This is a genomic window from Chryseobacterium sp. JK1 (assembly GCF_050632815.1).
Lineage (GTDB): Bacteria > Bacteroidota > Bacteroidia > Flavobacteriales > Weeksellaceae > Chryseobacterium.
This window is the reverse complement of sequence record NZ_JBODRU010000001.1, coordinates 2208770-2222485: the sequence shown is the minus strand read 5'-3', so window position 1 is coordinate 2222485 and position 13716 is coordinate 2208770. Positions and strand designations below refer to the sequence as shown.

Genomic DNA, 13716 nt, shown 5'->3' with positions numbered 1-13716 from the left:
TGCAAAAGTGTTGAGTGATAAAAACAATACGATGATTTGGTTTAGTTTTTTCATTTTTGATTGATAGAGGGTTTTTATATTTTGTTTTATTTTTTTAATTCCTGCTCTATCTTCAAAAGCATTTCTTTTGCATTTTGGTTGCCGGGTTGCAATTCTAATACTTTCAAATAATCTTTTTTTGATAATAAATAATTCTTTTTATTGAAATAAGTTTCACCCCGGCTGTCATATACATTGGACGACATTGGAAATTCTTTTACATTAAGATTGAAAACATTGAAAGCAATTTCGCTTTGGTTCTCTGCAGAAAACTGGTATCCTAAATTATTCAGTGCATTTTCAAAATTAAAGATGGGATCCTTCATTTTTATCTGCTGATATATATATAATGCTTTTTCATAATCGTTGTTGCGAAAAGCATCATATAATTTCGTATCAATAGTTCTAAGTTTGTCAATAGGAATAATTAGCTTTTTTAGGTTTTCCTGCTCTTTAAAAATTGTCATTCCCGTTAGCTCATTATTTTTATTGAGATCAAATCGGATAAGATTTGGGTAATTATCAATCACAAAGGTATTATTACCAAGGTAAGACATCTTATTTTTCTCAATTCCTATATCTTGCTTCAAAACCGGGGAATTGATATAGAGTATATTATTTTCTTGAAAAATTGTATTCATCCCAATTCGGGTATATCCTAGAAGAAATTCGGTATAGACACCGCTAATTGCCTTAGCCAAACTCTTCGGTATCTTTTTTATACTCTTTTTATCTTTTGGAAGATTCCAATTAAGTATGCTGAAAACTTTGTTTTTAATATGACTCATCAAAGGATACCTGTTAGGTTTGTCACCGTTAGCTAAAATGACAATGCCACTACCATTCTTCATATTTGCTAAGACATCTCCACCAACTCCTGTATTGGATCCATCATGAAAAAACCACTCCTGATTTCCCCAGCCTACGCTACGTTGCCAGCCATATCCCCAACCTCTGGGTCCCATGAGCGTAACAATGTCCGTAACTTTTTTTGCGACGTTGGTGGAAATGACCTTATTATCTTTTCCGATTAATGCTTTTTGCATTTCGATGGCTATAACAGCGAGATCAGAAGGAGTTGACCATAGACCTGAGGGGGCAACCTGTGGTGTGATTGGAACTCCCGTTCGTATTATTTCTCCGTTATCATTATGTACTTTGGCAACATTAATCAGAAATCCTTTTTCATTGGGCTGGATCATTGTTGAGTTTTTAAGTTGCAAAGGATCAAGTAAATACTCTTTTACAATTGCTGGCATAGGCTTTTGTAAATGGTCTTCAAGTGCAAGCTGCACAATCACATATCCACCGCCGCTATACTCCCAGTTGGTACCAGGCTTAAAAAGAAATTTAATCGGTTCTTTAGTTCTTGGCAGTAAGATGCCATTTAGGCTTTGTACAATGGTAGGTATAGAATCGCCCTCATAATAATCTTCAAATCCACCCTGGGAAGTTCCGGAAGTATGAGATAAAAGGTGCTTCCAGGTAACTTCGGTATCTTTTGTGAAATCACTTTTTGGCAATTCCCATCTTTTAATATATCTTGAAATAGGATCATCTAAGTTAATTAGCCCTTTCTCTTCCAAAATTGCACATACAATAGCTGTTATAGGTTTGGATATTGAGGCTGTAGAAAATGCCGTATTCACATCGATCTTCTCAGCTGAGCCCGCTTCTTTTATTCCCCATTGATTTGTCCAGATGACTTTATAATCTTCAAAAACCGCAACGCTTAATCCATTGAGCTTTTTTTGTTTCATCAATTTTTCTGCTGTGATTTTCAGGCTGTCAAGTCCTGAATTAGTCTGATTTTTAAATTCTTTTTTATTCTGCCCATATCCTATTGTAAACAGGCATAGTAATAAAAAGACTATTATTTTTGGTGTCATAAATTTTCAAGGTTAAAATAGTTTCTAAAATATTTTTTATGGAACAGGTGTATTTATGGGCAATTTTAACATTATTTTTTGTTTAAAATTATCATTTTATTTATTGTCAGATTTCAACCAATTGATAAGCGCATCCATCCCAACTAAGTTATTTTCGGACAACAACTCTGTTGCTTTTTGGAGTTGTCCTTTTTGTAATTGATGAAGAATATTTGCGTGTTGATTACTTGATTTTTCAACCGTTTTATTCATTGCCATATAAGCGTATTCATAACGTTGAGATTGGCGATGCAGGGTTTTTATCATTTTTAATAATCTTTGATTGGGACAATTTGAAATCAGTAGAATGTGCCAGCTTTCATCTAACTCAACTATTTCTCTAGGTGATTTTGAATTGAGGATTTTTAAATTAATTTCATTGAGCTCATCTAAAGCTGTTTTATCCGGAAGGCCCGATAATTCTAAAGCAAACGATTCCAATTTTGCTCTCAACGGATAAATTTCAACAATATCAGCTTCCGAAAATTGAGCCAATCTATATCCTTTTCTCGGTTCCGAAACCACAATTCCTTCCCATTCCAATTGTTGAAGTGCATCCCTCAATGGAGTCCGACTAATGTTGAGCAATTCTGTCAATTGTACTTCTCTCATAGGTTCATTAGGCAATATTTTCCCATCAATAATCAATTGCCACAACGCCTTAATGATTTGACTTTTCAGGGATTCTTGTGTAATCATAATTCAATCTGCATATTGTATACAATATACAAATGTAGAGATTTTTATCTTATTACAACATTATCAAAACTTATATTCGATTTTGGCTAAAACCAAATTGGGTTCTTAACACTGAAAAATGGATAGTAAATTCAAAAAAGCTATGACAGAAACAATCGAAACTGATTTCTGCCAGAATAATTATACGAGAGATTATTACACATCATTGGGTTTAATATTGCTTACAAATTTGTAAAGCCAAAGGATGAAATCAAATGTACGAGTAGAAAAATTGAAAATAACGATCTGGCTAATTAAAAGACCGGGTCTGACTTTGTATTTCGTTACTCTCTAAATTATTGCAGTATCTCAATATATCAGCGAAAATCAAGCTTGAAGTTAATTTAATATTACTATATACTTAAATTTACCAGTCTTATTATTACACTGAAAAATCAATTATACTTCTCTACAAATAGTAAAATTGATTTAAAAAATAGTATTATATTTTTTTTCAGTACATCCAAGTATATAGTTGTCTTAATTTGTATTCAAGGTAATAAATCAAAAGTGTTGATATGCTTATAGTAAATTTTAAAATCGATAGCCAATACTCAGACCAAGCTTTAGAACCTGATCATGATCTGTTTTATCTGCATTGAAGACAAGTTTTCCGAAGGCAGCATTGGCTTCGAAAACAAATCCTTTCTTGGTAACCAACTTCCATCCGAGACCTGCGCCTAATGCAAGATCATATACATCTTTACCTTCGGTGAATGTCACGTTGTCTGTAGCGTATATTTTTTTTCCATCAATGGAAGTGAACATTCCAAATCCTTCGATAAAGAAACCGGAAGCATATTTTTTTCCAAAATAATATCTGTAGTAGGGAGAGATGTAGTAGTTCATATCATCATTTGTTGAATGCTCATATACCTTGAATGCAGAAATCCCTAATGATGAATTTTTGTTAAGAAACCGTTCATAACTTACTTCCACGGCACCGGAAAAGGGGGAAAGTAAATTTAATTTGATTTCATTGTTTTTTTGATAAGAATTTGCATCAGCTTTACTTTGAGCATTCACAGAATAAAAGGCAAGCAAAACAATGATCTGTAAAAGTTTGTTTTTCATAAATATTAATTTAAATTATTTAAGTGCAAAACTCAATTAATTCAAATTAGAACGGGTTTCAAAAGCTTAAAAATGGATAAAATAGTACTTATTTGTTGGTGCTTTTATATTCATTAGGTGTCTGACCGGTAATTTTTTTAAACGCTTTAAAAAAAGTTGTTTTTGAAGTAAATCCGGCTTCCAATCCCATTGTCAGTAGATTATAGTTTTCATATTCCGGATTTGATATCATTTCCTTTACGGCTTCCACCCGGTATTGATTGATATAATGAGCAAAGTTATCTCCTGTTATCGTGTTTACAATTTGTGAAACATATCCAGCACTTATCCCTAGTTTTTCAGCCACTTTTTCTCTGTTTAATGTACTGTCGGTATAAATGAACTGCTCTTTGCAAAGCTGCTCAAGTTTTTGAAAATAAAGATTTTCTGCTGTCATAGATTCTTTGGATTCTTCTACAGTGCTCTTTTCTTGAATAATATTGATACTGTTTTCTGCAATTTGCAAATTGGGATGTACAGTAACCAACTCGTTGTTTAGAAAATTGTAGATGGCATCTTTGTTTTTTGCAAGTTTGTATTTGTAAATGCCTATATAAGCTGTCCAGTGCATGATAAATGTTGCTGATAAAGCCAGTACACTCATGGTAGAGGAAATGTCTATTCCAAAAAAGAAGCCAACCATATACGTAATTAGCCAGGTAGATAATAATAAATACAGAGTAGTTAATAAGGTAATTACCCATTTTTTCTCTTGTGGGTCTTTTAAGTGCCTTATCATAAAATAAGAGTAAAAAGGAGGAAACAGGATGATGATAAAGGCAAATAAAAGCTGAATCAATCTAAGTATATTGATTATGAAAATGCCTGAATCTGTAATTTTATAAATTCCTAAAATATCATTAAGATGGTATGCAATAGTAAAAGTAGAGGAGTAGACAAACGGAATGTAATACAAATAGGTTTTCTGTCTGTTCTTTACAGTATCATTAATTCTGTTTATTATAAATAGGAAGATGAAGACGGGGAGTAAAAATATCCACTCAATATAATCCAGAAAACATAGCAAAGGATAGGACGTAAATGCACCTTCAATTTCGAAAACATAATTCAGTAAAACAATAGAAAGCGCAAATAGTAAGTATGCTAAATACTTATTTGAATTGCTATTGAATAGGGAAGATTTTAAAATAACTACGCCTAGGATTATTCCCTGAAAAATAGCAATATTTAAAAGTGTTGTATAAATCAATTTTTTATTAAAGTTGTTTTGAAGATTTGTGGTGGCATATCATGGCTAAATATAGTTCTTTCGTACGAGTTGATAAAAAAGAATTTTTATGAATGCTAATAACTTCTTGAGAGATTGAAAATGAGTTCTACTGAAATGATTTATTAATTTATATAAAAATTAATTATAGAGAACAGTGCTGGTGAATAAAAAAGACGCTTGCCAGGACGCTATTCAAACTCTTTTTTTACTAATTTAGAGAGTTTTTTTTGAGTTATGTTATTGGAATTAAACGTATTGTATGTTTTTTTGTTTTTAGTTTGAAGTCTGTTGAGTTTACTATCTTTAGTATTTATTTGTTTATGATTTTGGGGTAATGTTTACAAATTCTGTGAAGTAATTTTTATGAGTTCGTAAATAGTCTTGTATTTCTAAAAGTGTTCATATTTCATCTTTAGGTGTATTTATATGATCATACTGAAGCAATGTTAAATGCTAAGTTATCTTATAATTGTGAAAGTTTAGATAATTTGGGGTTTAAAGGGAAGGGGAGAAAGAAGCTAATCAAGGAACGTGTCAATGCTATAAAGTTACCAATGATCGTGATATCAAGATTTTGGGTTATGCTATTAATGCCTATTTAGATACTATCAAAGGTTATGATCAAGTAAAGGTTTCTGGGAATATTATTGATTTTAATTTGTCAAGTTTTCTGGAAGCTGAGATTTTATTGACAGAAAGTCTCAAAGCAAAAACTGTTTTTTGAATTGATTTAGATTGGGTAAATATAAATTTTAGAAACTACAAGTTGGTAGACTCACCTTTTTCAAGCGCAGTGAAATCAGATTTAAAAGTATCACTAGAGCAAGTGATTGCAGATCTGGTAGAAAGTATGAAAAATCAAAACTTTGAAATACGTACTGGTTTAACAAAAGCTATTTACCAAACCTATCTTCGTTCGCCAGAAAAAGCTTTAATTATGGTTAATGCCGCGACAGGAGCATAATATTTCATCTATTTATATCTAATTCAAACTGTTTCCTTATCCAAATAAGGGACAGTTTGTTTATTCTAGTTGAAAAATGAAAAAACAAAAAGTAATACCGAAAAATGAAAGTGTAACTGAATTCGAAAAGCGAAATTTGCTTTTGTAAAATAGCGTTTCTGCAGATATGTCATTTCGCTTTTTTAGCTCAGCCGATTGCTTGTCTGGAAATCCTATATTATACCGAAGACGAGATTTTTACAAAGTAAGTTTGTTGGACGGAAATTATGTGGTGCATTATGCCGATGAAAGTATCAAAGTAGCGGGTGTTTCATTGTCTTTTTTCAGTCCGTCGGTTCCTTATAGAAGAGATCGAAGAACAAGAAAATACAGGTTATTTTATTTTCACGGAAGCTTTTTATGATGCTTGTTTTAGAGAATATATTCAATCTTTCCCCTAATTTCAGAAAGCAGAAAAACCTATTTATCTGTAAAATAAGGAGCAGGTAAGATTGCCTATAATCTGGGCTTTAAAGACACATCACATTTTAATCATTTCTTTAAAAAGAAAGCCAATCATACGCCTTCATTTTATCGGAGTTGAATCTAAAACTAATCTTTTACTATCACATAATTTAATATATCTAACCAGTCTTTATCAATCACATTATATTGATCGATAAAGTCTTTATGAACATATAAATTTTCCCTAGTAAGTTCTAGAATGTAATTCCTAAATTATAATTCTACTTTCATAATGTTCACAATTATATTTTTGGATTGTAATTGTACATTGATGATTAAAAAAATCTCATAAATTAATTCTGAGCATATACCATTAATAAAAATCTTACTTTATCTTATATCAAAACTTTCCCTAATAGTCATGCTTCATGTTCTATTTAATTAGATAAAAATAGCTAATGATTTAACTTTGAAGTATTTTCGTTATGCAATAAATCATAAAGTAGAAAGTATTAAGATTATTTATTAGTATATTTACTATCCTATCTCAAGCTAATTTTTGAAACATAAAGAAATTGATTGTACGATATTAGTTTAGTAGATAAAATTATCACTATGACTTCTTTAGAATCTTATCTTTTTAAACCTATCAATAATCCGCAGCAAAATGTGCATATTATTACAATTTCTGAACGGTTAAAAAAAGGTGGGAATTCTGTAGAAATCCCTCATAGGACAGATTTTTACATTATCTATATCATGTCAGAAGGACGCTCAAAACACATGATAGACTTTCAAGAAGTGGAGATGTCAGTTGGAGACGTATTGGTAATATCTCCAAGTCAGGTTCATAAATTTATTAAAATAGAACCTTATGATGGTTACCTAATTGCCTTTCCAAAAGAATTTTTTTATCAAACTATTCAAAATAAACTATTTATAGAAAACGCTCAAATTTTTAACAACGTAGATTTACTGACTAAATTTCATTGTGATGCCCAGATTTTTGAAGATATACTTCATCTCATTAACAAAATGAGAATCGAACTTTCTAAACCTAATGATGAATTTCAGACGTCTATTCTCAATAATTTTCTATCCAATATTTTATTTATTTTAGAACGAAAATGGAAAGTTCTTAATCATCATACGGCATTTAATCATAACAATTATTCTAAAGATTACCAGTATGTGGCAACATATAAAAAAATGATTAAAGAAGAATTTAAGCAATCTTCAACAGTAACATATTATGCTAATAAACTTAACATTAGCGAGAGAAAATTACAGAAAGTGGTGATGGATATTTTGGGCAAATCGCCGAAGGAGCTTATTGATGAACAAGTTATTTTAGAGGGTAAACGTTTGTTGATACATGCATCGATGACCGTAAAAGAGGTTGCTTATGCTTTGGGTTTTGACGAGCCTTCTTATTTTACTAAGTTTTTCAGATCGAAAGTAGGTATTACCCCAACACAGTTTATGTTGAAAAATAGACAAAGCAATTAACAGATACTATTCTGAAAAGCACTTTGTAAAAGCTTGTAATAGAAGTATTTATTTTAGTCGTTTTAACGCTTTTTTCGTAAAAAGGCACTATAAAGTCGGATTTTTACCTTTCTTGACTTTTCCTTCCCTTATAATTTTGTGGTATTCAAAATGGTATATCCATACTTTTTTTGAATAATAATTTTTGTTAAATCTAAAATTAAGAAAAATGAAAGCAGAAAACACCACATTAGCCAGCTTAGTAGAATATGATTATATCATTGTTGGCGCAGGATCTTCAGGATCAGTTTTAGGGAATAGGCTATCAGAAAGTGCAGATAAAAAAATATTGGTGCTGGAAGCAGGATCAGTATTTGATAAAAAAGGCTTTCCAGATAGTATTGCCAGTAGTGATATTTTAGGTGCTAATGGCGATCGTCGTTACGAGTGGGGTTTTCAATCTGTAGAAGGCTCTTTTGTGAGCCACCCAATTGCAACCATACGTGGCAAAGTTTTAGGAGGTAGCTCTAGTGTTAATGGTGCGGTTGCGGTGCGGTCTTTACCTTCAGATTTCGAACGTTGGACAGAGAAATACAATATCAAAGGTTTTTCTTGGGATGATGTATTGCCGTATTACAAAAAAATGGAAAGCACTTCGATTGAAGATGCTACATGGCATGGAAATACAGGGCCATTTGTAATTCATCAAATGACTAAGGATGAAATTAGCCCTATGCAGAAGTTGTTTATACAGGCATCGAAGGCATTAGGTTATCAAGAAATATCAGATTTCAACGCCAATGAGCAGCATGGTGTAGGTTCTTACCCGATGAATATTGTTAATGGAATACGCAACAACGCAGGAATGGCTTATCTTAATGAGGCTGTTAGGGGTAGAAATAATTTAACGGTTGTTGGCGAAGCATTAACAGATAAAATTTTATTTGAAGAGCAAAAAGCGGTTGGGGTTTTACTGGCAGATGGTAGCGTATTTAAAGGAAAAGAAATTATTATTTCTGCTGGTACTTATGGTAGCGCAGCTATTTTATTACGATCTGGTATAGGTCCTAAAGCGCATTTACAACAATTAAGTATCCCTTTAAAAGCAAACCTTCCAGTAGGCCTGAAGTTATACGACCATCCTTTTTATTACAATGCCTATGCCCTTGATGCGGCACATGTAGGACGCCAAACACCAGTGATAGGTGCTAAAGTATGGACTAAATCGTCTTTTGCAAAAGAGGGTGAATTGGATTTACATATCACTGCAACCCATTTATTTCCACATGAGCAAAGTCCAACAAAAGTGGGCTTTGTATTAGCGGTTGCTTTAACCAATCCAAAATCGAAAGGTACGCTTAAACTTGCCAGCACAAAACCAGAGGAAGCACCTATTATCGATTTAAACTTTTTAGCAGAAAAAGAAGATCGGGATCGCTTATTAGAGGGGATCAAAATAGCAAGATTTATAGGTGAAACTGCTCCTTTTAAAGATATAGTGGTTCAAGAACTTAATCCAGGTAAACAGCTAATTGAGGAAGAAGATTTACTGAACTCTATGAAACAGAGTTTAGATACCTACCATCATCCTTTCTCGACGGTGCCAATGGGCGCAGAAAATGATCCGACAGCGGTGGTTGATTTTACAGGGAAAGTTTTTAATGTAGAAAACTTGAGAGTAGTAGATGCATCTATTTTTCCAGATGCCGTTTCTGCAGCCCCTAACCCAACGGTAATTATGATTGCGGAGAAGATTGCTGATGAAATAAAAAAAGGTAATTAAAAAATACTTAACTAAAATTAATCACAAAACTTTAAAGATATGAAAGCAGTAACAAATTGGATTAATGGAGAATGGGTAGATAATGGTATTTATAAAGATAGCTTTAATCCAGCTACAGGAGAAAAAATTGGATCTTATTCTGATGGAGGTATTGCAGAAGCAGAACAAGCTATTGCAGCGGCTAAAAAAGCATTTAAAGAAAGCGATTGGAAAAATAACAGGCAATTAAGATATCAAGTTATTAATGAACTAGCGAATCAATTTGAAGCTTATCAAACGGAATTAATAGAACTCTTAACCTTAGAAAATGGAAAAATTAGAGGTGAAGCGGAATTTGAATTTAATTTGGTAGCGCCAAAATTAAGATATTATGCAGCGCAAGTATTAACACAATCGGGTAGAGCCTTAGAAACTAAACCAGGTTCGTATAGTATGGTGATTACCGAGGCTATTGGTGTAGCAGGGATTATTGCTCCATGGAATTCGCCTATTATTTTAATGATTCGATCTTTAGCCCCTGCATTGGCAGCAGGTTGTACAGCTGTAATTAAAATGCCAGCGCAAACGGCACAGATTAATGCAAAAATTAATGAGGTTTTCGCCGCTGTTAAAAGTTTGCCAAAAGGAGTCATTAATCAATTTACAGAAAGTGGAAACGGAGGTGCTGCTTTAATGGTAGCATCTAAAGATGTGCCTACAATTTCTTATACCGGAAGTACAAAAACAGGAAAAATATTGATGAAGAATGGATCGGCGCAGCTTAAAAGGTTTGGTTTTGAGCTAGGCGGAAAAACGCCGATGCTAGTTTTTAACGATGCCAACTTAGAAGCGGCGGTGTCAACATTAGAAAAAGCGATTACTGTATTTGCAGGTCAGTTTTGTATGACAGGAAGCCGTATTTTGGTTCAAAGAGGTATTGCAGATGTATTTATAAAAAAGCTATCTGCACAATTAGAGCATGTAAAAGTTGGCCCAGCAGCCGATTTAAGTAGCGATATGGGCCCAATGATTGATAAGGTTAATGTGGAAAGAGTAGATGAAGTGGTAAAAAGAGCAATTGCAGAAGGTGCGAAGATATTAGTAAGAGGAGGAACAGTACTTGAAGGCCCACTTGCAACAGGCGCTTTTTATCGTCCAACGTTACTATTAGTAGATGATAATAAAATGTCTATTGTACAAGAAGAAACCTTTGGTCCTGTGGCAACGGTTCAAATATTTGAAACAGCTGAAGAAGCTATAGAGTTAGCTAATGATAATGATTATGGTTTGGCAGCATCGGTTTGGAGTACTAACGTAGATTTACCATTACAGGTGGTTAGAGAGTTAAATGCGGGTACTGTTTGGATTAATGATTGGGCAAAAGTTAATGACGAATTTGAAGAAGGTGGTTATAAATGTAGTGGATTAGGTAGACTTAATGGTTTAGCTGCACTTGAAGATTTTTTGGAGCATAAGCATATTTATCATCATGCAGGTATATTAAAAGCATAGTTAAGTTTATGTAAGTTATAAGGTATAATTGCTAAATAAACAATATTAGTTGCAAAATGATTAGTACAGTTGTTGTAAAGTATAAACTAAATGATGTTGCTAATTTTGAATCGACTGGTTGGCTTAAAAAATTAAAAGAAGTAACGGAGCAGGAAGAAGGATTTATTGATATGTTACAGCTGCCTCCAATTTTAGAAGAAGAGCACCTAACCATTGTATTGTGTTTTATGACTTTGAGAGATGCCAAAAATTGGTTAGAGTCAGAAAAACGGAAAAAGCTTTTAGAAGAAGCGCTAGGTGATATATCAAATAGATTAGAGCAAGTCATCCAGAATCCTTTTGGGTTTCAGCTTAATTCAGTTAAAAAGAAATCTCGTATAAGACAGGTGATCGTTTCTTTTATAGCTGTTTATCCACTTACCGTAATTATTCCTAAGCAGGTGACTACTTTATTTATTAAGCTGGAATTTGATTCAGTGATTCTAAAAGGAATATTAGTCGCTTTAATTATTTCAAGCCTTATGGTATATCTAGTAATGCCTATAGTATTAAAGGTTTTTAAAAAGTGGATCGAATAAAAGATCGCAAAAAATGTTAAATTATATATCTAAAAATATATACAATGGAAAAAAATAAAATGTCAGTTACTGACAGACAAATAGTTGAAACTATGCGTAAAGATTATCGCAATATGATACCTTTAGCGGGCATAAAAGATGAGGTCGCTCATATTCATGAGATAAATATCCCGACCGAAGATCCTAATAGAATCATTGGCTCTAAACTGTTTATTGGTTTGGGAAATGAAGATGAAAAGCGCCCAGTAATTTTGTTTATTCATGGTGGTGGCTTTGTATCTGGTGATTTAGATACGCACGAGGTGTTGTCCCGTGGCTTAGCCAATCATAACCAAGCACTCGTGCTATCTATAGATTATCGTTTGGCTCCAGAGCATCAATTTCCTGCAGGCTTTGATGACTGTTATACGGCTTTGCTTTGGATTAAGGAGCATATTGGTGGCTATGGTGGGGATGTCGACAAGATATTAGTGGCGGGTGATAGTGCAGGGGCTACCCTAAGTGCTTCATTGGTACAATATTTAAGAGATAAAAAAGAGTCGAAAGCTACTGTTTGGGCGCAATTGTTATTTTACCCATCATTATCGCCTTATATGAATACAGAATCGTTTAAAGTTTTAGGAGATAAATATTTTCCTACACTTGATGTTGCGAAGTTTGTAAGAAAAATGTACATCGAAAATTTCGAGAAAGAAGCAACTAATCCTTATGCTTTTCCTTTGGTTGGAGCCGTAGATAACCTACCACCCGCACTGATTGTTGTAGGAAGTTTAGACCCACTTAAAGATGAATGTAGAGATTATGCTGATAAACTAAAAGAAGCACAAGTGCCTGTTTTTTTTAAAGAATACACTGGAGTAGAACATGGATTTATTCAGTTTTTTAAGCAGGACGTTAATTCACAACAAGGCGCCGAGGCCATGAAGGATATTAGTGATTTTATACAAAAATTAACGTAGCTAATCTTTTAAAGAATAACGACTTCTATTCTATTAACTCAATATTATAATTGTAATTTAACATAAAACTGTCTATTAAAGGCCGTTTTATACAGTTAAGTATATAAAGAAAATTAAAAAAACATGAAATATTAATATTCGTTTTAAAATGAGGCTGTTCTTAGCTTGGCAGTCGATTATCATTTTCCGACTATCACGATTTCAATAATGGTAAAGATGTCTTTTATTCCTGATCCGAGATATGGTTATGATCCGCAGAAGCAATTGGAAGTTCATAAAAACATTAAGGAAGATATGAGCATGACCCATCGCAAGCCCTATCCACAAGAGAATGAGATTGGATTGCCAAGATGGAAGAGGGGGGATGATTTAATTCAATCTGTTGTTTGATGTAATTATTAACAATAGCATAAGATTTTCCGGACCCAGGTATTCCCAATACAATCGTTGCACTGAAGGATTGACAATATTTAATCTATCCGTCATTCCATTGACCTTTATAATGAAAATTTGTGAGAAGGTTTACTGAATATTCATTCTGCATCAACTTTGTCTCCTGTTGAAAACTGTCGTTTTTATTATTGAAAGAATCTTCTATCAGATTAGTTCTTAAAAGACGGCTGATCCAAACTCCAGACATCTTCAAGCTGATGTAACCACAACATGTAGTCAATATGTATAAAAATATAGAATATTTAAAAAAGGAGTTAAGAAGTAAACCGTTAAAAAAAGTAATACGCCAATTACTGAAGTAGTATTTATCATTTCTAGGTGGTTTTTTCATTTTTGACACCTTTTGTTCCCCAGCAGCTTAATGCCAAAAGAACTACTGTAAAGATTTTGGTGTATAAGGTATGAAAGAATAATCCTGCGGTCTTCTGAAAATTCGATAAGATCTTATTAATAATCTCTAAAACCGATCCATGCCCTAAAAAGAAGGATGGCTCATGGGAATTGCTC

12 protein-coding genes and 1 pseudogene are annotated in these 13716 nt (G+C 33.0%); 8 read left to right on the top strand and 5 right to left on the bottom strand.

From position 1 onward, the window contains the following. Window positions 1-86: 86 nt before the first annotated feature. The 4 genes from ACQ76T_RS10095 to ACQ76T_RS10080 all read right to left on the bottom strand — a co-directional run bounded on the left by ACQ76T_RS10095 (window position 87) and on the right by ACQ76T_RS10080 (window position 5028). Window positions 87-1928 carry a serine hydrolase gene (locus ACQ76T_RS10095; RefSeq protein WP_431343174.1) on the bottom strand — a complete coding sequence of 614 codons (1842 nt, stop codon included), beginning with the start codon at window positions 1926-1928 and terminating at the stop codon, window positions 87-89. Window positions 1929-2024: 96 nt separating this feature from the next. Further along, a complete protein-coding gene (locus ACQ76T_RS10090) occupies window positions 2025-2666 on the bottom strand; it encodes a GntR family transcriptional regulator (protein WP_431343173.1) in 642 nt (213 codons plus the stop codon). A 573-nt stretch (window positions 2667-3239) separates the two neighbouring features. Next, a complete protein-coding gene (locus ACQ76T_RS10085) occupies window positions 3240-3779 on the bottom strand; it encodes a DUF3575 domain-containing protein (protein WP_431343172.1) in 540 nt (179 codons plus the stop codon). A gap of 88 nt (window positions 3780-3867) precedes the next feature. Further along, window positions 3868-5028, bottom strand: a complete 1161-nt coding sequence (locus ACQ76T_RS10080; protein ID WP_431343171.1) for a helix-turn-helix domain-containing protein — start codon at window positions 5026-5028, stop codon at window positions 3868-3870. A 787-nt stretch (window positions 5029-5815) separates the two neighbouring features. On the opposite strand from ACQ76T_RS10080, the gene ACQ76T_RS10075 reads away from it, so the two are divergent. The 8 genes from ACQ76T_RS10075 (at window position 5816) to ACQ76T_RS10040 (ending at window position 13146) form a co-directional block, all read left to right on the top strand. Further along, the gene (locus ACQ76T_RS10075) at window positions 5816-6013 is read left to right on the top strand and encodes a hypothetical protein (protein WP_431343170.1); all 198 of its coding nucleotides are present in this window, start codon (window positions 5816-5818) and stop codon (window positions 6011-6013) included. A gap of 490 nt (window positions 6014-6503) precedes the next feature. Continuing rightward, window positions 6504-6596, top strand: a complete 93-nt coding sequence (locus ACQ76T_RS10070) for a hypothetical protein (protein WP_431343732.1) — start codon at window positions 6504-6506, stop codon at window positions 6594-6596. 476 nt (window positions 6597-7072) lie between these two features. Then, window positions 7073-7966 carry an AraC family transcriptional regulator gene (locus ACQ76T_RS10065; protein ID WP_431343169.1) on the top strand — a complete coding sequence of 298 codons (894 nt, stop codon included), beginning with the start codon at window positions 7073-7075 and terminating at the stop codon, window positions 7964-7966. A 208-nt stretch (window positions 7967-8174) separates the two neighbouring features. Further along, window positions 8175-9728, top strand: a complete 1554-nt coding sequence (locus ACQ76T_RS10060) for a GMC family oxidoreductase (RefSeq protein WP_431343168.1) — start codon at window positions 8175-8177, stop codon at window positions 9726-9728. Window positions 9729-9767: 39 nt separating this feature from the next. Beyond that, window positions 9768-11219 (top strand): aldehyde dehydrogenase family protein, encoded by a 1452-nt coding sequence (locus tag ACQ76T_RS10055; RefSeq protein ID WP_431343167.1) that lies wholly within the window; start codon window positions 9768-9770, stop codon window positions 11217-11219. Window positions 11220-11275: 56 nt separating this feature from the next. Beyond that, complete coding sequence (locus tag ACQ76T_RS10050) at window positions 11276-11797, top strand: hypothetical protein (RefSeq protein WP_431343166.1); 522 nt, start codon at window positions 11276-11278, stop codon at window positions 11795-11797. 44 nt (window positions 11798-11841) lie between these two features. Continuing rightward, window positions 11842-12756, top strand: a complete 915-nt coding sequence (locus ACQ76T_RS10045) for an alpha/beta hydrolase (protein ID WP_431343165.1) — start codon at window positions 11842-11844, stop codon at window positions 12754-12756. 207 nt (window positions 12757-12963) lie between these two features. Further along, window positions 12964-13146, top strand: a complete 183-nt coding sequence (locus ACQ76T_RS10040) for a hypothetical protein (RefSeq protein WP_431343742.1) — start codon at window positions 12964-12966, stop codon at window positions 13144-13146. On the opposite strand, the pseudogene ACQ76T_RS10035 reads toward ACQ76T_RS10040, so the two are convergent. After that, window positions 13130-13694: pseudogene (locus ACQ76T_RS10035) on the bottom strand (YWFCY domain-containing protein); the annotation flags it as partial. The gene ACQ76T_RS10040 and the pseudogene ACQ76T_RS10035 sit on opposite strands and share 17 nt — an antisense overlap. Between the last annotated feature and the right edge of the window lie 22 nt (window positions 13695-13716).